The sequence below is a fragment of the Croceicoccus sp. genome, from assembly GCF_983967925.1.
On the sequence record NZ_CFETID010000005.1, the window covers coordinates 49,227 to 73,788 of the forward strand.

At 65.0% G+C, this 24,562-nt stretch carries 24 protein-coding genes; 7 read left to right on the plus strand and 17 right to left on the minus strand.

The window, feature by feature from the left end:
* Position 1 precedes the first annotated feature (1 nt).
* The 3 genes from AC4FIJ_RS04595 to AC4FIJ_RS04605 all read right to left on the minus strand — a co-directional run bounded on the left by AC4FIJ_RS04595 (position 2) and on the right by AC4FIJ_RS04605 (position 4,030).
* Complete coding sequence (locus AC4FIJ_RS04595; RefSeq protein ID WP_490335543.1) at positions 2-1,180, minus strand: ATP phosphoribosyltransferase regulatory subunit; 1,179 nt, start codon at positions 1,178-1,180, stop codon at positions 2-4.
* Between the two features lie 75 nt (positions 1,181-1,255).
* Entirely contained in the window at positions 1,256-2,839 is a 1,584-nt protein-coding gene (gene serA, locus AC4FIJ_RS04600) for a phosphoglycerate dehydrogenase (protein WP_490335544.1), read from the minus strand.
* 69 nt (positions 2,840-2,908) lie between these two features.
* Positions 2,909-4,030 carry a phosphoserine transaminase gene (locus AC4FIJ_RS04605; protein ID WP_490335545.1) on the minus strand — a complete coding sequence of 374 codons (1,122 nt, stop codon included), beginning with the start codon at positions 4,028-4,030 and terminating at the stop codon, positions 2,909-2,911.
* Between the two features lie 210 nt (positions 4,031-4,240).
* Between AC4FIJ_RS04605 and AC4FIJ_RS04610 the strand changes: the two genes are divergently transcribed.
* Together AC4FIJ_RS04610 and AC4FIJ_RS04615 are read left to right on the plus strand one after the other, a co-directional pair.
* The gene (locus AC4FIJ_RS04610; RefSeq protein WP_490335546.1) at positions 4,241-4,954 is read left to right on the plus strand and encodes an extensin-like domain-containing protein; all 714 of its coding nucleotides are present in this window, start codon (positions 4,241-4,243) and stop codon (positions 4,952-4,954) included.
* Between the two features lie 267 nt (positions 4,955-5,221).
* Positions 5,222-5,791, plus strand: a complete 570-nt coding sequence (locus tag AC4FIJ_RS04615; RefSeq protein ID WP_490335547.1) for a TMEM165/GDT1 family protein — start codon at positions 5,222-5,224, stop codon at positions 5,789-5,791.
* Positions 5,792-5,827: 36 nt separating this feature from the next.
* Here the strand turns inward: AC4FIJ_RS04615 and AC4FIJ_RS04620 are convergent, their stop codons facing one another.
* The 8 genes from AC4FIJ_RS04620 to AC4FIJ_RS04655 all read right to left on the minus strand — a co-directional run bounded on the left by AC4FIJ_RS04620 (position 5,828) and on the right by AC4FIJ_RS04655 (position 13,077).
* On the minus strand, positions 5,828-6,364 hold the full coding sequence (locus AC4FIJ_RS04620) for a GNAT family N-acetyltransferase (RefSeq protein ID WP_490335548.1): 537 nt from the start codon (positions 6,362-6,364) through the stop codon (positions 5,828-5,830).
* 35 nt (positions 6,365-6,399) lie between these two features.
* Positions 6,400-7,017: a response regulator transcription factor gene (locus AC4FIJ_RS04625; protein ID WP_490335549.1), complete on the minus strand. Its 618-nt coding sequence runs from the start codon at positions 7,015-7,017 to the stop codon at positions 6,400-6,402.
* Between the two features lie 199 nt (positions 7,018-7,216).
* Positions 7,217-7,972 carry a proteasome-type protease gene (locus tag AC4FIJ_RS04630; RefSeq protein ID WP_490335550.1) on the minus strand — a complete coding sequence of 252 codons (756 nt, stop codon included), beginning with the start codon at positions 7,970-7,972 and terminating at the stop codon, positions 7,217-7,219.
* A gap of 107 nt (positions 7,973-8,079) precedes the next feature.
* On the minus strand, positions 8,080-9,021 hold the full coding sequence (locus AC4FIJ_RS04635; protein WP_490335551.1) for a transglutaminase family protein: 942 nt from the start codon (positions 9,019-9,021) through the stop codon (positions 8,080-8,082).
* Between the two features lie 19 nt (positions 9,022-9,040).
* A complete protein-coding gene (locus AC4FIJ_RS04640) occupies positions 9,041-9,985 on the minus strand; it encodes an alpha-E domain-containing protein (RefSeq protein WP_490335552.1) in 945 nt (314 codons plus the stop codon).
* The gene (locus AC4FIJ_RS04645) at positions 9,985-11,421 is read right to left on the minus strand and encodes a circularly permuted type 2 ATP-grasp protein (protein ID WP_490335553.1); all 1,437 of its coding nucleotides are present in this window, start codon (positions 11,419-11,421) and stop codon (positions 9,985-9,987) included. Before AC4FIJ_RS04645 ends, AC4FIJ_RS04640 begins: the two co-directional genes overlap by 1 nt.
* Positions 11,422-11,431: 10 nt before the next feature.
* A complete protein-coding gene (locus AC4FIJ_RS04650; RefSeq protein ID WP_490335554.1) occupies positions 11,432-12,409 on the minus strand; it encodes an esterase/lipase family protein in 978 nt (325 codons plus the stop codon).
* Positions 12,410-12,519: 110 nt separating this feature from the next.
* Entirely contained in the window at positions 12,520-13,077 is a 558-nt protein-coding gene (locus tag AC4FIJ_RS04655; RefSeq protein WP_490335555.1) for a DUF3617 domain-containing protein, read from the minus strand.
* Between the two features lie 152 nt (positions 13,078-13,229).
* Here AC4FIJ_RS04655 and uvrB point away from each other — a divergent pair, with 152 nt between their 5' ends.
* The 3 genes from uvrB (at position 13,230) to AC4FIJ_RS04670 (ending at position 17,550) form a co-directional block, all read left to right on the plus strand.
* Entirely contained in the window at positions 13,230-15,416 is a 2,187-nt protein-coding gene (gene uvrB, locus AC4FIJ_RS04660; RefSeq protein ID WP_490335556.1) for an excinuclease ABC subunit UvrB, read from the plus strand.
* 87 nt (positions 15,417-15,503) lie between these two features.
* A complete protein-coding gene (locus tag AC4FIJ_RS04665) occupies positions 15,504-17,024 on the plus strand; it encodes a S10 family peptidase (protein WP_490335557.1) in 1,521 nt (506 codons plus the stop codon).
* Positions 17,014-17,550, plus strand: coding sequence for a hypothetical protein (locus AC4FIJ_RS04670; protein WP_490335558.1), 537 nt, complete (start codon positions 17,014-17,016; stop codon positions 17,548-17,550). The genes AC4FIJ_RS04665 and AC4FIJ_RS04670 overlap by 11 nt, the downstream gene beginning before the upstream one ends.
* Positions 17,551-17,560: 10 nt before the next feature.
* Here the strand turns inward: AC4FIJ_RS04670 and AC4FIJ_RS04675 are convergent, their stop codons facing one another.
* The 6 genes from AC4FIJ_RS04675 to tsaD are packed head-to-tail and all read right to left on the minus strand — an operon-like array spanning position 17,561 to position 22,879.
* Positions 17,561-18,208: a helix-hairpin-helix domain-containing protein gene (locus AC4FIJ_RS04675; RefSeq protein ID WP_490335559.1), complete on the minus strand. Its 648-nt coding sequence runs from the start codon at positions 18,206-18,208 to the stop codon at positions 17,561-17,563.
* Between the two features lie 39 nt (positions 18,209-18,247).
* Positions 18,248-18,406 carry a hypothetical protein gene (locus AC4FIJ_RS04680; protein ID WP_490335560.1) on the minus strand — a complete coding sequence of 53 codons (159 nt, stop codon included), beginning with the start codon at positions 18,404-18,406 and terminating at the stop codon, positions 18,248-18,250.
* A 23-nt stretch (positions 18,407-18,429) separates the two neighbouring features.
* Positions 18,430-19,188, minus strand: a complete 759-nt coding sequence (locus tag AC4FIJ_RS04685) for an OmpA family protein (RefSeq protein WP_490335561.1) — start codon at positions 19,186-19,188, stop codon at positions 18,430-18,432.
* A gap of 9 nt (positions 19,189-19,197) precedes the next feature.
* Positions 19,198-20,760 carry an oligosaccharide flippase family protein gene (locus AC4FIJ_RS04690; RefSeq protein ID WP_490335562.1) on the minus strand — a complete coding sequence of 521 codons (1,563 nt, stop codon included), beginning with the start codon at positions 20,758-20,760 and terminating at the stop codon, positions 19,198-19,200.
* A complete protein-coding gene (locus tag AC4FIJ_RS04695) occupies positions 20,757-21,761 on the minus strand; it encodes an NAD(P)H-dependent glycerol-3-phosphate dehydrogenase (protein WP_490335563.1) in 1,005 nt (334 codons plus the stop codon). The genes AC4FIJ_RS04690 and AC4FIJ_RS04695 overlap by 4 nt, the downstream gene beginning before the upstream one ends.
* A complete protein-coding gene (gene tsaD / locus AC4FIJ_RS04700) occupies positions 21,758-22,879 on the minus strand; it encodes a tRNA (adenosine(37)-N6)-threonylcarbamoyltransferase complex transferase subunit TsaD (RefSeq protein WP_490335564.1) in 1,122 nt (373 codons plus the stop codon). The genes AC4FIJ_RS04695 and tsaD overlap by 4 nt, the downstream gene beginning before the upstream one ends.
* 45 nt (positions 22,880-22,924) lie before the next feature.
* Between tsaD and hemC the strand changes: the two genes are divergently transcribed.
* Complete coding sequence (hemC, locus tag AC4FIJ_RS04705; protein WP_490335565.1) at positions 22,925-23,872, plus strand: hydroxymethylbilane synthase; 948 nt, start codon at positions 22,925-22,927, stop codon at positions 23,870-23,872.
* Complete coding sequence (locus AC4FIJ_RS04710; protein WP_490335566.1) at positions 23,869-24,558, plus strand: uroporphyrinogen-III synthase; 690 nt, start codon at positions 23,869-23,871, stop codon at positions 24,556-24,558. Before hemC ends, AC4FIJ_RS04710 begins: the two co-directional genes overlap by 4 nt.
* The last annotated feature ends 4 nt before the right edge of the window (positions 24,559-24,562 follow it).

The following is a 24,562-nucleotide window of genomic DNA, read 5'->3' on the forward strand; positions in this document are numbered from 1 at the left end:
GTCAGAGCGCCTCAGGACCTTCCGCGCGCAGGACATGGGTGCAACCCAGCGCCTTGCCGTCATCCTGCGGCGTCAGCGCCGCGCGCGTACGCCAGCCATCGGCGCGTAGCTGCTGCGCCGCAGCGCGGTCATGGCCCAGCGGCAGGAAGACGATCCTGTCTCCGCCGTTCAGCGCGTTCGCGTCGATCAGCGGATCGGGATAGAGCGAGAAACCGGTCGCGACCTCATCATGCGCGGAATGTCCGGCCTTGGCCTGCCCCATCACGCGATAGGTGCCGCCCCGCCCCAGCGCGCCGCGCAGGCCATCGGCATAGACGGTAAAGCCGAACCAGCTCTGATATTCGAAACCGTGCCGCTCGGTCGGGTCGAGCGTGAGGCGCGCCGCATCGCCGACCAGTGCCGCGATCTCGCGCAGCGCGGCGATCCGCGTGCCCAGCGCGCCGCCGTCGATGATCGCGCGGTCGAACTCCTCAAGCTTGGCGATGGCGGTGTCGAAAGCGCCGGTGGCATAGAGTAGCGGAAGGAATGCCTCCCCCCCCGCTGCGGTCAGCCCGCCCGCGTCCTTGGCGTCAAGCTCATGCCGCACCGCGTCGACCGTCTCGGCATCCATCGGATGCGCGCGTTCGGCCAGCGTGTCGACCAGGTCGGGCAGGGTGAAGTCGACCGATATGCCCGTCGCGCCCGCGGCCCGCAGTGCCTCGATCGCCAGCAGCACGGCTTCGGCGGCGGCGGCGACATTGTCCGCGCCGACGATCTCCGCACCGATCTGCAATTGCTCGCGCTCTGGCTCTAGCCCGTTGCCTTTCAGCCGCAGGACCGGCCCGGCATAGCTGAGCCTCAGGGGACGCGGCGCGTCGCCCATGCCGGTGGCGGCGATGCGCCCGACCTGCACGGTGATATCGGCCCTGACCGCCAGCGTGCGCAGCGATACCGGATCGGTAAAGCGCACCAGCCGGTTACGGCTGACCCCCGCCATGCGCGCGGCGAGCGAGCGTTCGAATTCGACCAGCGGCGGCTGAACCGGGTCATAGCCATGCGCCGCCATCGCATCGACCATCGCGCGGGTCACGCGCATCGCCTCGGCTGCGCGCGGCGGCAGGCGGTCGGCCAGCCCCTCGGGCAGCAGGTCGGGATCGGGCGCACCGCTGCGCGGCGGGCGAATGGCGGTCGGCTTGGTCATGGTGAGGCGCGTGTATGCCGGCGCGCGGGGAGAGGCAAGGCGATTGCCGCCCGCCCCGCCCCACGCGCCGCGTCCTTAGAAGGACAGCGCCTTGACGACCTTCACGCCGGGCGTGTCGCAGATCTGCTTCATCACGTCCTGCGAGATCGGCTGGTCGACCGACAGCAGCAGCACCGCTTCCCCGCCCGCTTCGCGGCGGCCAAGGTGGAAGGTGCCGATGTTGATGCCGTTCTTGCCCAGCAGCGAACCGATGCTGCCAATGAAACCGGGCGCATCCTCGTTCACGACATAGAGCATGTCGCCGGTCAGATCCGCCTCGATCCCGATGCCGAAGATATCGACGAGGCGCGGCTGCGTCTTACCGAACAGCGTGCCTGCGACGGTGCGTTCGCCCTGCTCGGTATCGACCTTCACGCGAACCAGCGTCTGGTAGTCGCCTTCGCGCTCACGCCGGATCTCGCGCACGTCGAGGCCGCGCTCCTTGGCGAGGAACGGGGCGTTGACCATGTTCACGCTCTGCGAATAGCGCTTCATCAGGCCTGCCAGCACCGCGCCGGTGATCGGCTTGATGTTGAGCTGCGCCGCCGCGCCCTCGACCTCGATACCGATGCGGGTGAGGTTGCCGTGCGCCAGCTGCCCGACGAGCGAGCCGAGCTTTTCGGCCAGCGCCATATAGGGCTTGAGCTTGGGCGCTTCTTCGGCGCTCAGCGACGGCATGTTGAGCGCGTTGGTGACGCCGCCGTTGACGAGATAGTCGGCCATCTGCTCGGCCACCTGCAGCGCGACATTGACCTGCGCCTCGGTGGTCGAAGCACCCAGATGCGGGGTGCAGATGAAGCCGGGCGTGCCGAACAGCGGGCTGTCCTTGGCCGGTTCGGTGGCGAACACGTCCAGCGCCGCGCCCGCGATATGCCCGTTGTCGAGCAGTTCCTTGAGAGCCGCCTCGTCGATCAGCCCGCCGCGCGCGCAGTTCACGATGCGCACGCCCTTTTTGGTGCGACCGAGCCGCTCGCGATTGAGGATGTTGCGCGTCTCATCGGTCAAGGGGGTGTGAAGCGTGATGAAATCGGCGCGTTCGATCAGGGCTTCCAGATCGACCTTCTCCACGCCCATCTCGACCGCGCGTTCCTCGGTCAGGAACGGATCATAGGCGACGACCTTCATCCGCAGGCCCAAGGCGCGGCTGGCGACGATCGCGCCGATGTTGCCCGCTCCGATCAGGCCCAGCGTCTTGCCGGTGACTTCCACGCCCATGAAGTCGTTCTTGGGCCATTCGCCAGACTGCGTGCGCGCATTCGCGGCCGGAATCTGGCGCGCGAGTGCCATGATAAGGGCAATCGCGTGCTCCGCAGTGGTGATCGAATTGCCGAACGGGGTGTTCATCACCACCACGCCCTTGGACGAGGCGGCGGGAATATCGACATTGTCGACGCCGATCCCGGCGCGGCCGATAACCTTCAGATTGGTCGCGGCCTCGAGGATTTCAGCAGTGACCTTGGTCGAGGAGCGGATGGCGAGACCGTCATAATCGCCGATGCGGGCCATCAGCTGTTCGGGGGTTTCGCCGGTAATGACATCGACATCGCAGCCGCGCGCTTCGAAAATGCGAGCGGCATTGGGGTCCATCTTGTCGGAAATAAGGACTTTCGGCTTGGCCATGATAAAGCCTTCCTGTGTTTTGAAATCAGGGGGTTGCGGGCAGAACCTGTGCGCCGTCCGCAAGGAACGTCAGGCGGTCAGCAGCCCGTAGGCCCAGTCGAGCCAGGGGCCGAGCGCCTCGATATCCGCGGTGTCGACGGTCGATCCGCACCAGATCCGCAGGCCCGGAGGCGCATCGCGGTAACCGGCGACATCATAGGCCGCGCCTTCATCTTCCAGCAGCTTTGCGAACTGCTTGATGAAATCGGCATCGGCGCCCTTCACCGTAAGGCAGACGCTGGTGTTCGAACGGATCGCCGGCTTCTCGACCAGATGGCCCAGCCATGCCCGCGCCTCGACGATCTTGTCGAGAGCCGCCGCATTGGCGTCGGCCCGCGCCTTCATCGCGTCGGCGCCGCCGATCTGCTTTGCCCATTCCAGCGACACGATCGCGTCTTCCACCGCCAGCATCGACGGCGTGTTGATCGTTTCGCCCTTGAAGATGCCCTCGATCAGCTTGCCGCCCTTGGTCAGGCGGAAAACCTTGGGAAGCGGCCACGAAGGCGTATAGCTTTCCAGCCGTTCGACCGCGCGGGGACCAAGGATCAGCACGCCGTGGCCGCCCTCGCCGCCCAGCGCCTTCTGCCACGAGAAGGTGGCGACATCGATCTTGTCCCACTCAATGGTCTGCGCGAACACCGCGCTGGTGGCATCGGCGAAGGACAGGCCTTCGCGGTCGTCGGCGATCCAGTCGCCGTTCGGCACGCGCACGCCGCTGGTGGTGCCGTTCCAGGTGAACAGCACGTCATTCGACCAGTCGACCTGCGTGAGATTGGGGATGTCGCCGTAGTCGGCCTTCATCACGATGGGGTCCAGCTTCAGCTGCTTGACCGCGTCGGTCACCCAGCCTTCGCCAAAGCTTTCCCACGCCAGCGTGGTGACGGGGCGCGCGCCCAGCATGGTCCACATCGCCATTTCATAGGCGCCGGTGTCCGAGCCGGGCACGATGCCGATCCGGTGCGTCTCGGGCAGCTCAAGCAATTCGCGCATGAGATCGAGGCAATAGGCCAGACGCGCCTTGCCGATCTTGGAGCGGTGCGAGCGTCCAAGCGATGCGGGATCGAGTTTTTCGGGGGACCAAACCGGCGGCTTGGCACAGGGACCGGACGAGAAATAGGGACGCTCCGGCAGCGTCGGTTTTGTATCAGTCATTTAAGACTCTCCTTTCAGAGAGCTCGCGCGGCGTTGGGACCGCGTGGCCCGTCGGCCGCCCTAGAGATCCTCGCCGTCCTGTCAAGCGAATGCAGCGATGGCGGGGCGGACCGTTGTTCAGCCACGATGAAGGCGGGAGGCGTAAAACCCTTGGAAAAGCGCCCTGTTCGCCTTGGCCGCAAGATCGTCCAGGGACTAAGGATTGCAGCCATGGAAACGCATCGCCACGCATTTCGATCGTTGCCGGTGACGCACTGGCCTCGCCGACTCGGCCTTGCCGCCGCGCTGGTCGCACTATTCGCGGTCGCCGGCTGCGCGCCCGAGGCGACCCGGCAGGTGCCCGCCCGTCCCGTGTCGCGGCCCGTCGTCCAGCAGGACTTGCCCACGCAGGCCGAGCGGATCTGCCGGACCGGCCTCGCCGAACTGGGTGCCGATTTCGTGCCGCTGCCTGACCTCACCGCCGGATCGTGCAGTTCCAGCAATGCCGTCACGCTGTATCACCTTGCCAGCGACAACACGCGGGTGGTGGTGACCAATCTTCCCCGCATCTCGTGCAGTCTTTCGCAGGATCTGTCGAACTGGACGCGCTTTGGCGTCAGCCGTGCGGCGCAGCAAATCCTTGGCAGCCCGGTGGTGAAGCTGGAGACATTCGGCAGCTATAATTGCCGCAATGTCGCCGGTTCCAGCCGGCTTTCCGCGCATTCGACGGCCAGCGCGGTCGACATTTCGGGCTTCGTGCTGGCCGACGGGCGTCGCATAACCGTCAAGGGCGGATGGAGCGGAAGCAGCGAGGAACGGCAATTCCTGCGCACCATCCATCAAAGCGCCTGCAAGCGCTTCGGCACCGTGCTCGGCCCCGAATACAATCGTGCGCACGAGGATCACCTTCACCTCGAACTTGGCGGCGGAAAGTTCTGCCGCTGACGGCTTGATCGCCCTGCCCGTTTATCCTAACCCGCCCGCGTCATCCGGGGAGTAGCCACCCGCGCCGTCCTTCATTGGGCAAGCGGGCCCACCATCGACATGCTCGGCCGAGAGGTCGCGGTGTTGGGACAAGAGCCGGGAAGCACATGCTGCTTCCAAAGGCGCTTCTGGCGAGACCGCATGACATGGGCACTGCCTTGCCGGGCGGGTGCGCATGTCATCGGTTATCGTGGAAACGCCCGGCGTGCCTTGATGGAACATTGCCCTATGGAAGCCTTCCTCACCTCCGCCACCGTGGTCGCCCTTGCCGAAATCGGCGATAAGACCATGCTGCTCGCCATCGTGCTGGCCGCCCGGTTTCGCCGGCCGTGGCCCGTGGTGTGGGGCATATTGTTCGCGACGCTAGCAAACCATTTTCTCGCCGCGCTGCTGGGCGCCACCATCGCGGGCGTTCTGGACGGAGTGTGGTTCCGCTATGCCGTCGCGGCAGGATTCGTCGCGATGGGCCTGTGGACCCTGATCCCCGACAAGCTCGACGAAGACGAAGAACCCAAGGGCCGCGGCGGTGCATTCCTGACGACGCTGATCGCGTTTTTTCTGGTCGAAATCGGCGACAAGACTCAGATCGCGACGATTGCGCTGGGCGCGCGGTTCGATGCGACCCTTGCGGTCACCGCCGGCACGACGCTGGGCATGATGATCGCCAATGTGCCCGCCGTGTTTGCAGGCGACGCGCTGACAAGGCGCGTGTCGCTGAAGGCGATCCGCATCGTGGCTGCAGTGCTGTTCGTTGCCATCGGCCTGTTGCTGGCGGCGCAGACGGCACGCTGGATCTGAACGCCTGGATCTGAAAGTCAGGGCGACGCGCTGCGGTCAGGGCTTGCGCTCCAGCAGCGTCACCTGCCCGCCCTCGTGGATGGCATTGCCAAAGGGTCGGTAACCCAGCCTGTCCGCCAGCGCGAGGCTGCGCACATTTTCGGGATCGATCATGCAGATCGTGCGCTGCGGGCCGAAGCATTCGAAGAACCAGACGTGCGCGGCCGATGCCGCCTCATGCGCGATGCCCTGTCCCCTCGCCTTTTCCAGCATCACCCATGCCGCCTCTGGAGCCTGATTCATCGCATCGATGCAACGTCCGAAACGCGCAAGACCCGTGTCGCCCAGATAGGCGCCGTCCGACCGGTCGGTGACGACAAAGATGCCATAGCCGAGCAGCGCCCAGATGCCGCAATTGCGGGTAAACTTGGCCCACGCCGTCCCCCGGTCGATCGGCGGCGATCCACGCATGATAGGCGGCATCGAACGCGCAGCCTCGAAAAAACTTTCGAAATCGCCTTGCCGTGGCGGGCGCAGCAACAGCCGATCGGTGCGAATGACGGGTTCGGTCGGAAGTCGGGGCGGCGGGTTCATCGGGCATGGATAACCCCGCCGCCCACCAGGAGCAATCAGTGCAGCCAGTCGACAAGGCTCGCCTCAAGCTGCAAGCGTACGGCTTCTGCCGCGTGGCGTGCGCCCAGCTTTTCCATCATATTGCCGCGGTGGATTTCGACCGTGCGGGGCGAGATGTCGAGATCGCGCGCGATGACCTTGTTCGAGCAGCCCTGCGTCAGCCGGTCCAAGACCTCGCGCTCACGATTGGAAAGCATGGAGATGCGCATGCGCGCTTCCATCGTGCGGCGGCGCTGGCGGGCCTGCATCTCGGCCTCTCCGGCCACGCGGCGCAGAACCGATTGAAGTGCCTGTGGATCGAGCGGCTGGTCCAGATAATCGAAGGCGCCTGCCCGCATCGCGTTGACGACACGCTCCATCGGGGGATGACGGTCCATCGCGATGACCGGCAGCCAGGTGCCCTTTTGCGAAATAGCGTCCATGATGTCGATCACGCTCTCACCGCCGGGATCGTCATGAGCCAGCACGATACCCTTGCCGGGCATCTGGGTGATTAGTTCGGTGACGCTCTCGTACACCTCTGCATGGTGGCCGAGATCGAAGATGGTGCGGGCAAAGCTGGCGCGATTGCGAGCGTCCGCGTCAACGATGTGAATGATGATGCGCTGTTCCATGCTTCTGACCATGTAGGTGCTGAAGCGCGCTCGCCATTACGGATAAACCCGTAATGGACCTATTGAAATCGTTCGTCTTTTCTTTCGCAGATTTGCGTGAGGGGTCGATCCGGAATGGATGGAATTGCCACGATTGAAAGCCGCACCTTGCTGAATTCCGCGGTTCGGAGGCAATGTTTCGTTATTGGTGAACGCCTCGTCAGCCTTCCGACTCGGAATCCTCGAAACTATAATCCGGCAGCGAATGAAAGGCGGTGCGCAGCGCATCGCTCCAGCTCGACGAGATTTCCTGGAAATAGGGATCGCTCGCCATGATCCGGCGTTCGTGCAGCGGTTCGAAGCGGTCCCTTTCCAGCACCAGCACGTCCAGCGGCATGCCGACCGAAAGATTCGCGGCCAGCGTCGAATCCATCGACACCATCAGCAGCTTGATCCCATCCTCGAAACTCATCGTGCGGTCATAGCCGCGAATGATGATCGGGCGCCCGTATTTGGTCTCTCCGATCTGGAAGAAGGGCGTATCGGCGCTTGCCTCGATGAAATTGCCTTCCGGATAGATCAGGAACAGGCGCGGCTCCATGCCCTCGATCTGGCCGGCAACGATCATGCTGGCGGTAAAGCGCGGACCGCCCGACTGCCCGTCGGTGGACATCTGCCGCTCCTCGATCGTGGCGCGCAGCAATTCACCCACCAGATTGGCGACCTGAAACATGGTGGTGCATTTCAGAATCGACGGTTCGCGGTCTTCTGGCGCCTTGTTGCGCTCCTCAAGCCGGCTGACGACCGCTTGGGTGGTCGCCAGATTGCCCGCCGTCATGATCGCGATGATGCGATCGGGATCCGACCAGTGGAACATCTTGCGGAAGACGGAAATATTATCGACGCCCGAATTGGTCCTGGTATCGCTCATCATGACGATACCCCGGTCGAGCATCATGCCGACGCAATAGGTCACGCTTCCCCCCAAGGCTTCACTGGATGACTTTCACTGACGCCCGCGCCCGATCGCGCGGCCGGTTCGCATCATAAGGCGAAACATCGCAAATTACAGATACGCGGCCACTAATCCTGTGGGTCGGGCGCGTTTTCGCTGCCGAAATGGTCCTGCTGCGACTGGCGCTGCTGCAGCTGGCTCTGCGACTGGCTGCCGGTGCCGGAACCGTTGCTCTGGCTCTGCCGCTGGCCGTTCTGCGACTGCGTCTGCTCCTGCCTGCGAACGGCGAGTTCGACGTTGAGGTCCGCGCTGCCGCCGCCGATCGAGATGCCCTTCACGGGCGCCGCCTCGGCATAATCCTGCCCGGTGGCGACACGGATATAGCGTTCGTCGGGGCAGATCTGGTTCGACACGTCGAACCCGACCCAGCCCAGCCCGTCGATATGCGCCTCGGCCCAGGCATGGCCCGCCTCCTGATCGACGCGGTCGTCCATCATCAGATAACCCGAGACATAGCGCGCCGGAATGCCCAGCAGGCGCGCGCAGCCGATGAAGATATGCGCGTGATCCTGGCACACGCCTTCGCCGCTGTTCAGCGCATCCTCGCCCTTCGTGTTGCTGTCGGTGCGGTCCTTCACATAGGACACGGCATCGATCACGCTGTTCGACAAGGCGTGCAGCCGGGCCAGCGTGTCGTTCTCCCGCTCGACCTTTTCGGCAAGCGCCCGCATCCGGGGCCCGGGGCGAGTGAGCGGGGTGTGGCCCGAAAAGTGCCAGCACGGAAGATGGCCCGCATGGCGCCCGATGATGCCCGCATTATCCGCCGTCTCGATCGTACCGTCGCAATCGATGATCACTTCGGTCACGCCCGGCTCGATCTCGATCAGCGTGGTCGTGTTCATGTTGTGGTCGTCGAACTGCAATTGTTCGTGTGCACCCTGATAGCTCATCTTCCAGTCCAGCACGCTCTGCCCGCTGGTCGACTTGGGCGTCATGTGCAGCCGTTGAAGGGCGTGCACGACGGGGGCGTCGAACGTGTAGCGGGTGCGGTGGTGGACTGTCAGGCGCATGGGACGGCTATCGTCTCCTTCATTCGGAAAATCTGTATTCGGTTTCGACCGCGCGGCCGATCTCGAAATTGTCGGCGATGAAATCGGACAGGAACTCGTGCAGTCCCTGTTCGAAGATGGCTTCGATATCGGCGTCGTTCAAGCGCATGTCCGCCTTGCGCATCAATTCATGCGCGTGCAGTTCCTCACCATATTGCAGCGCCAGATTGCCGAGATTGGTGCGGATCTTGGAATAGCAGAACGCCAAAGAGCGCGGGAAGCGCCCGTCCAGAATCAGGAAATCGGCGATCCCGCGCGCATCCATGTTCCCCGCGTTCAGCCAGCGATAGGCGCGTTCCGCCCCCAGCGAGCGCAGGATCGTCTCCCACTGCACATTGTCGAGGCTGGATCCGACATAGGACAGCGACGGCAGCAGCACGTAATATTTGACGTCGAGGATCCGCGCCGTGTTGTCCGCGCGTTCGAGGAAACTGCCGATGCGCCCGAAATTATAGATGTCGTTGCGCAGCATCGACCCATCCATCGCGCCGCGCACCAGCGTCGCCTCGCGTTTTACCGCCGCGATCGCGTCACCCAGATTGGCCTGCGTGACGGGGCGCGACAGCAGTTCGTTAATCTGCAGATAGCTCTCGTTCACGGCCAGCCACAATTCGGCGGTGATGACGTTTCGAACCGCGCGCGCATTGGTGCGCACCTGCCCGATCAGCGAACGGATCGAGTTCGGGTTGTCCTTTTCGCGCAGGATGTAATTCCACACCTGCATGCCGGTAAACGTCCCGTTCTTTTCGAGATAGGACTGCGTCATCCCGGCGGTTTCGAGGACCGAGCTCCACTCCTGCTCCGCCGTGATGGAATCGCTGGTCAGCGCCATGCGAAAACCGGTGTCGAGGAGGCGCGCGCAATTCTCCGCCCGCTCAAGATAGCGGAACATCCAGAAGACGCCATTTGCACTGCGACCGAGCATTATTCCTCCAGCACCCAGCTGTCCTTGGTGCCGCCGCCCTGGCTGGAATTCACCACCAGCGATCCCTGTTTCAGCGCCACGCGGGTCAGTCCGCCGGGGGTTATGTCGATGCCGTTCGGGCTCATCAGAACGAACGGGCGCAGATCGACGTGGCGCGGGCTCAGGCCCTTTTTCGCCAGGATCGGCACTGTCGACAGCGACAGCGTGGGCTGCGCGATATAGTTCTGCGGGTTTGCCTTCAGCTTCTGAACGAACTTGGCGATCTCGCGCTTCGACGCGGTCGGCCCGATCAGCATGCCATAGCCGCCCGAACCGTGGACCTCCTTGACGACAAGCTCCTCGATATTGTCGAGCACGTATTTGAGCGCGTCGGGCTCCATGCAGCGCCACGTCTCGACATTGGGCAGCAGCGGCTTTTCGCCGGTGTAGAACTCGACGATTTCGGGCATGAAGCTGTAGAGCGCCTTGTCGTCCGAAATGCCGGTGCCGGGCGCATTGGCGATGGTGATCCCGCCCGATCGATAGACATCCATGATGCCGGGCACGCCCAGCATGCTTTCCGGATTAAAGGTCAGCGGATCGAGGAAATCGTCGTCCACCCGGCGATAGATCACGTCGAGCGGCTTGTATCCGCGCGTCGTGCGCATCTGGACACGCCCGTCGATGACACGAAGATCCCCCGCCTCGACCAGTTCGGCGCCCATCTGGTCGGCAAGGAAGCTGTGCTCGTAATAGGCGGAATTGTAGATGCCGGGCGTCAATACCGCGATGGCGGGCTTTCCCTTGCCGTCGAACGCGGGCGGGGCGCAGGCGGCCAGGCTGCGGGCCAGCCGCCGGGGATAGTTCGATACCGGCGCGACCTTCACCCGCGTGAACAGCTCGGGGAACATCGCCATCATCGTCTCGCGGTTCTCCAGCATGTAGGAGACGCCGCTGGGCGTGCGGGCATTGTCCTCCAGCACGTGGAAATCGTCGGGCCCCGTGCGGACGAGGTCGATACCGGTGATATGGGTGTAGATCCCGCCGGGCGGGGTAAAGCCGCACATATTGGGCAGGAACGCCGCATTGTCGCGCAGCAGCCATTCGGGCACGCGGCCCGAACGCACGATCTCCTGCCTGTGATAGAGGTCGTGCAGGAAGGCATTGATCGCCCTCACCCGCTGCTCGATCCCCTTGGACAGGCGGCGCCATTCCTGCGCGGTGATGATCCGCGGCACCGGATCGAACGGGATCAGCCGTTCCTCCGCCTCATCCTGTCCATAGACGTTAAAGGTGATGCCCGTGCGGCGGAAGAAATTCTCCGCCTCGCGGTGTTTTCTCCGCAGGGCCTGCGGGTCCTGCTCTTCGAACCAGTTTGAATAGCCCGCATAGGCGTTTCGTATGGAGCCATCCGCTCCATGCATTTCATCGAAGGTTGGGTCCCGGTCCCTGCTCATGCGCCAATGCTCATGAGTCGGGGTTGTCTCCGGTTTTTTGCTGCGTTGCAAGATGCGTAAAACTTTCGGGTGAGCGCGCCAGCACGCGCGACACGGCTTCGATGGCCGCGGGATGCCATGCAAACCCCATATGCGTGCAGCGCACCGGCAGCGCTAGGTCGCGTTCCCCCACCTTGCCGCAGGCGCAGTGGCGGTGGACGACACCGTCCTGCGCGCTCCACATCGCGATGGTGGGCACCGGAGGCTTTTGCGCGAATTCGCCACCTACCGGCGGTTCGTCGACCGGATGACCCGCGATCGCATGATAGAGCCGCCACCCGTTATTGCCATGCATGTCGCCCGAAAACGGCGAGCCCATGGTCACGACCATCTCGACATGATCGGGCAATTGCTTGGCCGCCTCGCGCGCGAAGACGCCGCCGAGGCTCCATCCGACCAGCACGATCTTGCGATCCTCTGCCCGCGACACCCGGCGGATGCGCGAAAGCAGGCGGTCGAAGCGGTCCTCGCTCGCCCCCATGTTCCAGCCGAGGCCCCAGTCGGTGACCGAATGCCCTGCATCCGCCAGCGCCTTGTGCATCGGGGCCATGCGCCACGGATGCGATCCGAACCCCGGAAGCAGCATCACCGCGCGCGGTTCCTCCGGCGTCGCCACGTCCATCTTGCCATAGGCCATGCGGAACGCGGCAGGCGCCGCAAGCGAAGCGAGTTCCTTGAGCAGCAGACGCGATGCCGGCGTCGACACACCCTGGGGCTGTGGGCGCATCGCAAGCGAATGGCGCCGCTGCCATTCGCGGAACAGAACCAAAAAGCCCTTGCCGGGACGTTCGGCGCGCGCTTCGCGGGTCTTGTCGCGTTTCCGGGCCAGAGCCGGACCGGCTTGCTCACCAGGCTTGCCGACGGACGCATCGGCCCATTGGCGCGCGGGCAGTGCATTCGCATCGATGCCGGGCAAGGCATGGCTGGAAGGAAGACTTTCGGGTTTCATGTAATCTGGCTGTAACAGTTCCGGCATCATAGAACCAATGCGAAACGGCCCTGCAGTTTCCCGCAGGGCCGTATCATTTATCCGAGATTATGTATCTGAGGCAGCGCGTTCTACGCCGCGCAGTCGCCGGTTCGCGTCTGCACCATGCGCATGGTCATCTCCATGGTCTGCCCCTGCGCATCCATCTTGGTATTGGCGACGATGTCCGAACCCGTGGCGCTGACGGTTCCGTCCATGTCCAGCGTCATGGTGCCGCCCTGTACGTCGCACACGGCATTGGCGCTGACCTGTCCGCCATCGACATCCATCCTGCTGAAATTGCACTCGCCGCTCTGAGCGACCTGGCCAAGCTGTTCCTCGAACCCCTTGTCGGCTTCTTCCGGCGTCAGGCAGAACCCTTCGCCATAGGCGCCTTCCAGCGCGCTCCTCATCTGGTCGAGCATGCCTTCAGGCGCGCCGGGCATTTCAAAGCTGGTGACGTCGACCTTCAGCGAATACTGGCCGGGCTGCGGCTTTTCCAGCTTGCTGAATTCCTGAGCGGCTTCCTCGACGCTCATGGCCGATCCCGCATCGGCAGAGGCGTCCTCGCTCTCGCTCTCGCTCGAACAGGCGGCGAGTGCCATGGCGGCACAGGCTGCCAGCCCTGCGGTCTTCCAGTTCTTCGTCACGCTACATGCTCCCCTTCGGCACCGGAATGGCGGCTCGATCGAAGGACGGGACATTGCAGATGCCAGACCGCTTGGCAATTGCACCCTTCTCATGAGATTGGACTGGGCTCATGGAATTGCACTAGGCGGCCATCGCACCCATATCATACCGCATGGCCGAACTCGTCATCCGTCGCGGACTGGAAGAGCCCGACACATCCGACAATTTCACCCCCCACCGCCCTGCCCGGCCCGAAAAGTCGCTGCCGGGCAAAAGGTTCGAACTGGTCAGCGATTACCAGCCGGCCGGCGACCAGCCGACCGCCATCGAAGAGCTGGTCAAGACGGCTCAGGAAGACGAAAAGACGCAGGTCCTGCTGGGTGTCACGGGCAGCGGCAAGACCTATACCATGGCGCAGGTGATCGAACGCCTGCAGCGCCCCGCGCTGATCCTTGCGCCCAACAAGATCCTGGCCGCGCAGCTTTACGGCGAGTTCAAGAGCTTCTTCCCGAACAACGCGGTCGAGTATTTCGTATCCTATTACGACTATTACCAGCCCGAGGCCTATGTCCCGCGCTCCGACACCTATATCGAGAAGGAGAGCTCGGTAAACGAGGCGATCGACCGGATGCGCCATTCGGCCACGCGCGCGCTGCTGGAACGCGACGACGTGATCATCGTCGCCTCGGTTTCCTGCCTCTACGGCATCGGTTCGGTCGAGACCTATTCGGCGATGATCTTCGACCTGAAGAAGGGCGATGAGGTCGACCAGCGCGAGATCATCCGCAAGCTGGTCGCGCTGCAGTACAAGCGCAACGACGCCGCATTCGCGCGCGGCAATTTCCGCGTGCGCGGGGACAATCTGGAAATCTTCCCCAGCCATTATGAAGACATGGCCTGGCGCATCTCGTTCTTTGGGGACGAGATCGAGGAGATCAGCGAGTTCGACCCGCTCACCGGCAAGAAGGGCGCTTCGCTGGACAAGGTGCGCGTCTATGCGAATTCGCACTATGTCACCCCCGGGCCGACGATGAAGCAGGCGACCGAGGCGATCCGCTTCGAGCTGACCGAACGGCTGAAGGAACTGGAAGCCGAAGGCAAGCTGCTGGAGCACCAGCGGCTGGAGCAGCGCACCAATTTCGATCTGGAAATGATCGCCGCAACCGGCAGCTGCGCGGGCATCGAGAATTACTCCCGCTTCCTGACGGGCCGCCTTCCCGGCGAGCCGCCGCCGACCCTGTTCGAATATCTGCCCGACAATGCGCTGCTGTTCGTGGACGAAAGTCACCAGACGATCCCCCAGATCGGCGCGATGTCAAAGGGCGATCACCGCCGCAAGATCACGCTGGCCGAATATGGCTTTCGGCTGCCCAGTTGCATCGACAACCGCCCGCTGCGCTTCAACGAGTGGGACGCGATGCGACCGCAGACCTTCGCCGTGTCCGCCACGCCCGGAAGCTGGGAGATGGAGCAGACCGGCGGCGTCTTCGCTGAACAGGTCATCCGTCCCACCGGGCTGATCGACCCCCCGGTCGAGATCCGCCCGGTCGAGGATCAGGTTCAGGACTGCATCAATGAGTGCAAGGCGGTCGCCGCCAAGGGCTATCGCACGCTGGTCACCACGCTGACCAAGCGCATGGCCGAGGACCTGACCGAGTTCATGCACGAGGCGGGCGTGCGCGTGCGCTACATGCATTCCGACGTCGAGACGCTGGAACGGATCGAGCTGATCCGCGACTTGCGGCTGGGCGTCTATGACGTGCTGGTCGGCATCAACCTGCTGCGCGAGGGGCTGGATATTCCCGAATGCGGCCTCGTCTGCATCCTCGACGCCGACAAGGAAGGATTCCTGCGCAGCGAGACATCGCTGATCCAGACCATCGGCCGCGCCGCGCGCAATGTCGACGGGCGCGTCATCCTCTATGCCGACCGCATCACCGGCAGCATGGAGCGCGCCATCGCGGAAACCGATCGCCGCCGCGAAAAGCAGCGCGCCTATAACGAGGAACACGGCATCACCCCCGCCACGATCAAGCGGCGCATTGCCGACATCGTGGCCGACACCGCCTCGCAGGACAGCGTCACCATCGATACCGGCGACGACGAGCGCAACAACATGGTCGGCCATAATCTGCGCGCCTATATCGAGGAGCTGGAAGGCCGCATGCGCGCCGCCGCCGCCGATCTGGAATTCGAGGAAGCCGGCCGCCTGCGCGACGAGATCCGAAGGCTGGAGGGCGAAGAGCTGGGCCTGCCCGACGACCAGAAGCGCGCCCCCATCGTGGGCCGCAGCAACGAAGGCAAGCCGGGCACGCGCAAAACGCGTTTCGGCAAGACCCAGCGCAAGTGGAAGAAGTAACCGCGGAAACCGGTTTTACGGCAAATCGAGGGGAAAAACAGGCGACATAAATTGCGTTTTGCGCCCTGCCACCGCATGAAGCCTGCCATGCTCTATCGACCTTGCTCGCGCCGCCTGATCGCGCTCGCCCCTGCCTTGCTTCTGGCCACGTCGCTTTTCGCTGCCCCCGCCCTCGCGCAGGACGACGAGAAGGAAGACGCGAAGCCCGTCGCAGATTACGAGCCGAATGCCGCGTCGAAGAAGATGAGCGGCACGTTCGGCGGCAAGCGCATCAGCTATACCGCCACGGTCGAGGAACAGGTGCTGGAGGACGACGACGGCAATCCCGCCGCTGCCATCGTCACCATGTCCTATGTCGCCGAACCGCAGGACAAGACGCGGCCCGTGACGTTCCTGTACAATGGCGGCCCCGGATCGGGGTCGGTCTGGCTGCAGATGGGCGCATTCGGGCCAAAGCGGGTCGCGATCCCTTCGGATGCGCGCGACGACGGCGGACCGCCTTACCCCATAGTCGACAATCCGGATTCGCTGCTCGACGTCACCGATATCGTGTTCATCGACCCGGTGGGGACCGGATTCTCGCATGCCATCGGCGACACCGATCCCAAGGATTACTGGGGCGTCACCGCCGATGCGAAATCGGTCGCCGCGGTGATCCGCAAGTGGATCAGCGACAATGGCCGCTGGAACAGCCCCAAGTTCCTGGGCGGCGAAAGCTATGGCACCACGCGCAGCGCCGCCGTGGTGCACGAGCTTGAGGGTGCCTATAACGATGTCGCCCTGAATGGCGTAATCCTGATCTCGACCATCCTCGACTTCGCGGCGGGCGCGGATACCGAAGGGAACGAGCTTTCCTATATCACCAACCTGCCCACCATGGCCGCGACCGCGCATTATCATGGCAAGGTGCAGGCAGCTTCGGTCGAGGCGCTGGTGCAGGAGGCACGCGATTTCGCGACCGGTCCCTATGCGGCCGCCCTGCTGAAAGGCCAGGCCCTTCCCGATGCGGAGCGGGCAAGCGTTCGGGCCGAATTGTCGCGCCTGACCGGATTGTCGGAAACCTATCTCGACCGCGCCGATCTGCGCGTCAGCCCCAACCGGTTCTATAAGGAACTGCTGCGCGACCGCGGCCTGACGGTCGGTCGGCTCGACAGCCGCTATACCGGCGTCGATTACGACAGCGCGGGCGAGACGCCCGATAACGACCCCAGCTTTTACGGCATCGACGCGGGCTATGCCGCGGCGATCAACAGCTGGCTGCGCGAGAGCATCGGTTACGAGACCGATCGCCAATATGTCACCATCGGCGGCGTGGGCGACTGGGACTGGCGGCTGGAAGGCGGCCGCGACACCAATGCCTATCTGTCGGTCGCCCCCTATCTGGGCCGGGCCTTGCGCGAAAATTCCGACCTGCGGATCTTCGTCGGCCAAGGCTGGTACGACTTTGCAACCCCGTTCTTCGCGGCCGAATATTCACTGTCGCGCACCGGGTTCGATCCTTCGCGGATCGAGTTCCAGTATTATGACGCGGGCCACATGATGTATATCCGCGACGAGGACCGCGCCAAGCTGACCGCCGACCTCAGGGCCTTCATCAATGCGCGCTGATCGCCTTTGGGCCGCGGCGATCGCCGCGCTGGCGCTCGCATCCTGTTCGGGTGACGAGGACAAGGCCGCGACCGCGCCGATCCGCCTGCAACTGACCGATGCCCGCCCCGCGCCGGACGAGATCTCGATGCCGGGCAAGATCGATCCTCCCGACGGCCGCTGGATACGCACCGGCGAAAGCGCGGTCTATGGCGAGCCGGGCATGCCCGCCCTGCTCAAGCTGTCGTGCGAGAACGGATCGGTCCGCGCGATCCGCAACGTTCCGTCCGACGACGGCGCCAAGGCGATGCTGAGCTTTGTCGGCTATCGCGGGATATTGCGCCTGCCGGTCAGCAATGACGGCGACAAATGGGCGGGCGCGCTGGCTTCTGACGATCCTCACTGGATCGCGCTGACGGGCGGGCCGTTCTATGCGACGGTCGCGGGCGGCGGGAAAGTCATCTTCCCCGCCTCGTCCACGCTGGGCGAGCTTGTCGATGGCTGCAAGACGCGGCTCGCCAAGGGCACCGAGCGCGACTCCGCTTAAACGCGGTCCCTTACAGCTTCCCGAATTTTTCCTCGTAGCCGTCCTTGTCGCCGGATGCGAGATAGCGCGCCTGCGTGCGCCAGTCGTCGCGATTGATGCGCCCCGCGAAACGGCCCATCCGCGCATCCATCTCCTGCACGTCGGCATCGCTCCACGCGGCGATCTGGTCATAGCGCGATATGCCCATAGAACCGAGCAGTTCGGCAAGCTTGGGTCCCAGCCCCTTGATCTTGAGCAGATCGTCGGACTGCCCCTCGTCCTGATCGTTCGAATGCATCTTGACCGCAGCCGCCACCGCCTGCGCATCCCGCGCGTCGGCGGGCATCTGGTCTTCATTCTTGTGTTTCTCGGCCTCGCGGGCTTCGTGCTCTTCCTCGGCCATCAGCGCCGCGGCGGCGACGGCGACGCCTGCGCCGCCGACCCCCTCGGGCGCGGCGGGGGGCTCATGCTCGTGCAGCGGTCTTCCCGCGCTGGCGGGCGGCGCGTCGATGAACGCCTGATTGCGCTGAGCGGGCGCGACCCCTTCGTCCAGCACATCGGGGCGATACATGCGGTCGCGCGGCTTCTTGGGCCTTGCGATCAGCCATATGGCGATCAGCACGGCCACGATCACGACCAGCAGGAACGCCAGCCAGTTCGACTGGATCATCTCAACCATTTAAATATCCTCGCTCTTCCCACTTTTCCCGCCAATCGGCTAGTTCTTGTCGATCCGGTCCTTCGCAACCTGCCGCTTCGCACGCTCGCGCGTCAAGCGCGCAAGCCGGGCGCGGCGTTGCAGCCAGCTCATCATCACGGCCAGTACGGCACCATATATGATGAGGAGTAATACCATCAATTCTACCCAAAGCGGCATGTTTCGCACCTTTCCGCCATGGTTCAGCCCGCGTCCGGAATATCGATCGGCGTCGGTTTGAGCGGCGCGACCTCGATCACCGAGAACTCGATGCGGCGATTGGCCGGATCCTCGGGCTCCAGCCCTTCGATCGGCTGTGCCGAGCCGAGGCCCGTCGCGCGCAGGGAATCGCGCGGCAGCCCCCGGTCGACCAGCGCGGAGCGCACGGCGGCGGCCCTTTCGCGCGACAGGCGCAGATTGACCGCGGCATCGCCGACCGCATCGGAATGGCCGGTGATCGCGATGATGCTGCCCCGGCAAGGCTTGAGCGCGGTGGCGACCTCGTCCAGCAACACTTCGCTGGCGGGATCGATTTCGGCGCTGCCCTGACCGAAGCGGATGACGCGCACCGACAGCAGGCTTTCCACGTCGCGCTGGCAATGGAACGGGCCGGGTTCGATCACGGGTTCCGGCGCGATCACCCCGCGCGAGCGCGTTTCCCAATGCGCACCGCCCACCCCCGGCAGGTTGGCCACCGCGCGCGCCACCCGGGCGCGAACATCGTCGGGCAGATCATCGCCCCCGCGCAGCACGGGATGGCGTGTCGGCCAACCGTTCGAGGTGGTGAAATCGGCCGTGATGCCCGCCCCTCCATTCGCCTCGATCGCGCGCTCGGCGCGGATCTGCAGACGTTCGATCACGTTCCGCCCGGTCTGGGCATTGGCGACCAGCGCAATGCAGGCCACGATCACCGCTCCCGTCAGGATGCGCAGCCAGTTCGGTATTTCGAACAAGAGTTTCATAGCAGGGTCCTAGCGATCCCGCGCAGGCGATGGAAGCGGCTCGGTGGGCGGAACCGCCCCGCTTTTCCCGGCCGATTTGAACAGCACGCGGTCCTCCGGCCCAAAGCCCTTTTTCCAGATCACGAAGCCATAGGTGGCAAGGATCGCGGGCACGCCCAGCGCCAGCTCGATCCATTCGGGCGCGAAGGTGAACAGATAGCCGACGACCACCGCGGGCGCGATTGCCCAGACCAGCGGCCAGCGGAAATTATTGATCGATTGCCCCAGCATCCGGCCCAGCATGAGCGACTTGGTGATCGACGCAAAGCCAAGCGCGAGCCCAAGGCCCAGCGCCACCGCAGCAGCCTGAAACGGCTCCGACAGGCCGAGATAGCGCGCCAGCATGATCAGCCCGACGGTGAAGGCCGCCTGCAGCGCCAGCGTCATCACCGACACGAGCAGATTGCGGATCCGCGCAAGATAGATAAGCGCCGCTTCGGACACCACCGCGGTCGCGGCGACGACCTCGGCCCCCAGCAGGAACGCCAGCGCGCCGGTGCCGCCGACGAAGCCCGGACCGACAAGCCCCATCACCGCCTCGCCCGGAATGCCCAGCGCCAGCGCCACGCCGGTCTGCGCGGCGATGATCCAGAACCCCGCCTGGCAGACCTGCCGCGCGATGGCGGCATAATCCTTCTCGTTCAGCTTGCGCACGATGACGGGGCCGAGGATCGGCTCGAAACTGGTCTTCAGCTTTTGCGGCAGGCTGGCGACCTGCACCGCGACGTAATAGACGCCGACGGTCGCAGGGCTGACGAAAATGCCCAGGATTGCGATGTCGAGCCGCCTCGTGCCCCATTCGATCGCATCGGCCAGCGCCAGCGGCAGATTCTCGCGCGCGATTTTCAAAAGGCGCAGCGTATGCGGCTTCCACCCGCGCGGCAGGCCGTACATGCGCAGCATCGGGATGAAGGCCGTGACGGCGGCCGCCGCGACCGACAGCAGATAGCTGATCGCCAGCCCGCCATCCGCCAGCGCAGGCACGAACAGCAGCACGCCCGCCGCGATCGACAGCACCCATGGCTCGACCACGGCGCGGCTGCGCACGGTGGCCGCGATGTTATAGCGAAACGCCAAGGCCGCCAGCATGACTTCGGTGATCGCAAGGAACACCAGTGCAAAGGGCAGCAGCAGGTCCCAGCGGCTGTTCATGCCATTGGGGAACATCGGATCGGGAAAGAGGAACAATATCCCCGCCAGCAGCGATGAAAACATCAGCGACAGCAGCAGCCCGTCCGCGATCACCGCCGCCTCATCGCGGTCCCCCTGCCCCAGTTCCTTGGCCAGCCCGCGCTTCAGACCCAGCGTCGCAAGCTGTCCTCCGATTTCGATAATGATCAGGGCAGAGGCAAAGCGGCCCAGCTGATCGGCACCGTAGAACCGCCCCGCGATGAACAGGAACGGCAGGCGCGCAACAAGGCGCAGCAGGAAGCCGAAGAAATTGGTGCGCCCGCCCTTGGCCAGCGTCGCGAGATCGTCGGCCTCGCCCTTTTCGGGCGGTGCCGCGCTGCCCGCGCCGTTCTGGCCCGTCACGGCGTTTCCATCTCGGTACGAAGCGGCCGGGCGAGGACGCCGCGCACCATGTCATTGGCGCTGACCTCGCCCGCCAGCAGGGCGCAGACCGCTTCGGTAATGGGCATCGCAATGCCCAGATCATCGGCCAGCGCCTTCAGCACCGGCGCGGTGAAGGCACCCTCGGCCACGGTGCGGCGATGGGCCATCAGGTCGGCGGCAGGCGTGCCTTCCGCCAAAGCCCGGCCCAGCGAGAAATTACGGCTGGAGGTCGAGGAACAGGTCAGCACCAGATCGCCCAGACCGCACAGGCCCGACAGCGTCTCCGCCTGCGCCCCGCGGGCAAGACCAAAGCGGAGCATCTCGGCATAGCCGCGCGCGATGGTGGCGGCTCGCGCGTTCTGGCCCAGCGACAGCCCGTCGACGACCCCGCAGGCAATGGCGAGCACGTTCTTGACCGCGCCGCCGATCTCGGCCCCGACGATGTCGTCGGAGAAATAGGGGCGAAAGCTGGGCCGCGCGATCTGCGAGGACAGGCGCTGCCACTGCGCATCGCCGCCATCGCAGGCCAAAGTCACCGCCGTCGGGAGCCCCGCGGCGACTTCATGCGCGAAAGTGGGTCCCGACAGCACCGCAAGCTGTGCGTTCGGCGCCACATCATGCGCGACCTCTGCCATCAGGCGGCCGCTGCCTGCCTCAATCCCCTTGGCGCAGAGCACCGCATCGCCCGCAAAACCGGACAAGGCCCCCGCCATGACCGAGCCGAGATGCTGGGCAGGTGTGACGATCAGCAGCGTATCCAGTTCGGCAAAGGCAGGCAGGTCGCTGCTGGCCGTGATCGAACCGCTCAGCGTCGCGCCGGGCAGATAGAGTTCGTTGCGATGGGTCCGGTTGATCGTACCCGCCACCTCCTCTGTCCTTGCCCACAGCGACACGGGCGCGCCATCCGCCGCCAGCATCTGCGCCAGCGCCGTTCCCCATGCGCCCGCCCCGATCACGCCGATGGGCTTTTGTGCGCTCATGCCTTTACTCCCGCTCCCCGCACGGCTTCCGCTTCGGGGTCGAGCGGCCAGCGCGGGCGGGCCGCGATGGAAAGCGGGTCGCCGCCCGGTTCCACCAGCCCTGCGCCCAGCCTTTCCTGCCCGGCCCATGCGATCATCGCCGCATTGTCGGTGCAGAGTTTCATCGGCGGCGCGGCAAATTCAAGCCCGTGTTTCACGGCCAGAGCTTCCAGCGCGTCCCGCAACGAGGCATTGGCCGCAACGCCGCCCGCCACGACCAGCGCGGTCATGCCCTGCGCGCGCTCCAGCGCCCGGGAGGTGCGGTCGATCACACAGTCCATCGCCGCCTGCTGAAAGCTCGCCGCCAGATCGGCGGGTTTGTGAAGGCCGCTGTCATTCGCGCGCAGCACGGCACTTTTCAGCCCTGCGAAGGAGAAATGCGGTTCCTTCGATCCCTTCAGCGGCCGCGGCAGATCGACCCCGTAAGGATCGCCCTCGCGCGCCAGCCGTTCGACCGCGGGCCCGCCCGGATAGCCCAGGCCGAGGATCTTGGCCGTCTTGTCGAACGCCTCGCCCAGTGCGTCGTCGATGGTGGTCGCAAGACGGCGATAATTGCCCACCCCGCGCACTTCCAGGATCTGGCAATGCCCGCCGGATGCCAGCAGCAGCAGATAGGGAAACGCAAGATCCGCATCGGCCAGACGCGGGCTGAGCGCGTGGCCTTCCAGGTGGTTGATCGCCAGCAGCGGCTTGTCGCCCGCCAGCGCCAGCGCCTTGGCAGTGACCAGCCCCACCATGACGCCGCCGATCAGCCCCGGCCCCGCCGTCGCCGCGATCGCGTCGACATCGGCCAGCGTCATGCCGCCGTCGGCCAGCACGCGCCGGACCATCGGGGCCAGCACCTCGACATGCGCGCGCGCCGCGATTTCGGGGACCACGCCGCCATAAGGCGCATGCTCCGCGTCCTGCGAGGCGATGGCCTGCGCGATGATGGTGCGGTCGTCCGCGACCAGCGCCACGGCGGTCTCGTCACAGCTCGATTCGATGCCGAGCACGATGCGGCGGCCGGACAAGACGCCGTCTGGTGCCACCTCCGCCTTTTCCGCGAAACCTGGCCATTCGGGGGATGGGCTGCTCATGGGAACTTCCCCTGAACGCTTTGCCCCGCTAGCACAAGCCGCTGCATGACACCGACCGAACCCCTATCGCCGCCGCGCCCCCTGCGGCTTGGCACACGCCGCTCCCCCCTCGCCATGGCGCAGGCGCATGAGGCGCGCGACCGGCTGATCGCCGCCCATGGCTGGAGCGTGGATGCGGTGGAGATTCTGCCCGTCCTCGCCAGCGGCGACCGGATACAGGACCGCCCGCTGGCCGAAATCGGCGGCAAGGCACTGTGGACCAAGGAACTCGACGCCGCGCTGGGCGAAGGGGAAATAGATTTCGCGGTCCATTCGATGAAGGATGTCGAAACGATCCGGCCCGATGCGCTGACCATCGCCGCGCTGCTGCCACGCGCCGATGTGCGCGACGTTCTGATCGGGGCGACTTCCATCGCGGCAATTCCGCAGGGCGCCCGGCTGGGCACCAGCGCGCCGCGAAGAGCCGCGCAAATGCGGAACCTGCGGCCCGATATCGACATTACCGGCTTTCGCGGCAATGTCGCGACACGTCTGGCAAAGCTGCAGGCGGGCGAAGCAGATGTGACGCTGCTGGCCTCGGCCGGTCTTGGACGGCTGGGCGAAACGGGCGTGGGGCGGCCACTGGACGCGGACGAATGGCTGCCTGCCCCCGCGCAAGGCGCCATCGGTATCGAATGCCGCACCGATGATAATCCCATGCGCGCATGGCTGGCGGCCATCGACCACGCGCCTACGCGCGCGCAAGTCATCGCAGAGCGTGCCTTGCTGCTGGCGCTGGGCGGAAATTGCCACAGCCCGGTCGCGGTGCTGACGACCGGCAGCGACCGTCTTACAATGCGCGCCGCGATCTTCAGCCCCGACGGCGCAATCCGCATCGAAAACAGCGCCGCATTCGATGCGGACGACACCGCTGCCCCCGCCAAACTGGCACGCGCACTCCTTTCCGAAGCGCCCGAGGCCGTGACCGCCTTCTTCACCGGTTCGCCGGGGTGAAGCGCATCGTCACGATCCGGCCTGCCCCCGGCGACCGGGCCACGGTCGAGCGTGCGGCACATCAGGGACTGAAGGTAGAGACGTATCCGCTTTTCAGTGCCGGTCCGGTGCCCTGGTCGGTTCCGGAACCCGTCGATTTCGATGCCGTCCTGCTGGGCAGTGCCAATGCTTTGCGGCACGGGGGCGCGGGGCTGGCCGCGCTGACCGGCCTGCCCGCGCTATGCGTCGGCCAGACGACGGCCATGGCTGCCGAGCATGCCGGTTTCGACGTGGTCGCGACCGGCGCGCGCGGGATGCAGAGCCTTTTGCCGCATGCCAAGGCGAGGCAAATGAACCGCCTGCTCCGCCTGTCGGGCGAAGCGCATGTGCCGCTCGACCTGCCGGAAGGGATCGCGGTCGACACGCGCATCACCTACACTGTTTCCGCCCATCCGATCGATGCCGAGCTGGCGGAGATGCTGGCGGACGGCGCGCTGATCCTGCTGCATTCGGGACAGGCGGCGCGGCATTTCGCGCAGGAATGCGGCCGTCTGGGTCTGGAGAAGGACCGGATCGCGCTGGCCTGCCTTGCGCCGCGCATTGCGGACATGGCCGGAACGGGCTGGGCCGATTGCCACCATGCCTCCTCGCCCGACGATAGCGCCTTGCTGGAATTGGCGAGACAAATGTGCCAAGGCGGTCTTTGAGGTA

Bases quoted from the DNA above. Each gene is read 5' to 3' on its own strand.
- AC4FIJ_RS04595 (WP_490335543.1), bottom strand. From the start codon at position 1,180: ATGACCAAGCCGACCGCCATTCGCCCGCCGCGCAGCGGTGCGCCCGAT.
- serA (WP_490335544.1), bottom strand. From the start codon at position 2,839: ATGGCCAAGCCGAAAGTCCTTATTTCCGACAAGATGGACCCCAATGCC.
- AC4FIJ_RS04605 (WP_490335545.1), bottom strand. From the start codon at position 4,030: ATGACTGATACAAAACCGACGCTGCCGGAGCGTCCCTATTTCTCGTCC.
- AC4FIJ_RS04610 (WP_490335546.1), top strand. From the start codon at position 4,241: ATGGAAACGCATCGCCACGCATTTCGATCGTTGCCGGTGACGCACTGG.
- AC4FIJ_RS04615 (WP_490335547.1), top strand. From the start codon at position 5,222: ATGGAAGCCTTCCTCACCTCCGCCACCGTGGTCGCCCTTGCCGAAATC.
- AC4FIJ_RS04620 (WP_490335548.1), bottom strand. From the start codon at position 6,364: ATGAACCCGCCGCCCCGACTTCCGACCGAACCCGTCATTCGCACCGAT.
- AC4FIJ_RS04625 (WP_490335549.1), bottom strand. From the start codon at position 7,017: ATGGAACAGCGCATCATCATTCACATCGTTGACGCGGACGCTCGCAAT.
- AC4FIJ_RS04635 (WP_490335551.1), bottom strand. From the start codon at position 9,021: ATGCGCCTGACAGTCCACCACCGCACCCGCTACACGTTCGACGCCCCC.
- AC4FIJ_RS04640 (WP_490335552.1), bottom strand. From the start codon at position 9,985: ATGCTCGGTCGCAGTGCAAATGGCGTCTTCTGGATGTTCCGCTATCTT.
- AC4FIJ_RS04645 (WP_490335553.1), bottom strand. From the start codon at position 11,421: ATGAGCAGGGACCGGGACCCAACCTTCGATGAAATGCATGGAGCGGAT.
- AC4FIJ_RS04650 (WP_490335554.1), bottom strand. From the start codon at position 12,409: ATGAAACCCGAAAGTCTTCCTTCCAGCCATGCCTTGCCCGGCATCGAT.
- uvrB (WP_490335556.1), top strand. From the start codon at position 13,230: ATGGCCGAACTCGTCATCCGTCGCGGACTGGAAGAGCCCGACACATCC.
- AC4FIJ_RS04665 (WP_490335557.1), top strand. From the start codon at position 15,504: ATGCTCTATCGACCTTGCTCGCGCCGCCTGATCGCGCTCGCCCCTGCC.
- AC4FIJ_RS04670 (WP_490335558.1), top strand. From the start codon at position 17,014: ATGCGCGCTGATCGCCTTTGGGCCGCGGCGATCGCCGCGCTGGCGCTC.
- AC4FIJ_RS04675 (WP_490335559.1), bottom strand. From the start codon at position 18,208: ATGGTTGAGATGATCCAGTCGAACTGGCTGGCGTTCCTGCTGGTCGTG.
- AC4FIJ_RS04680 (WP_490335560.1), bottom strand. From the start codon at position 18,406: ATGCCGCTTTGGGTAGAATTGATGGTATTACTCCTCATCATATATGGT.
- AC4FIJ_RS04685 (WP_490335561.1), bottom strand. From the start codon at position 19,188: ATGAAACTCTTGTTCGAAATACCGAACTGGCTGCGCATCCTGACGGGA.
- AC4FIJ_RS04695 (WP_490335563.1), bottom strand. From the start codon at position 21,761: ATGAGCGCACAAAAGCCCATCGGCGTGATCGGGGCGGGCGCATGGGGA.
- tsaD (WP_490335564.1), bottom strand. From the start codon at position 22,879: ATGAGCAGCCCATCCCCCGAATGGCCAGGTTTCGCGGAAAAGGCGGAG.
- hemC (WP_490335565.1), top strand. From the start codon at position 22,925: ATGACACCGACCGAACCCCTATCGCCGCCGCGCCCCCTGCGGCTTGGC.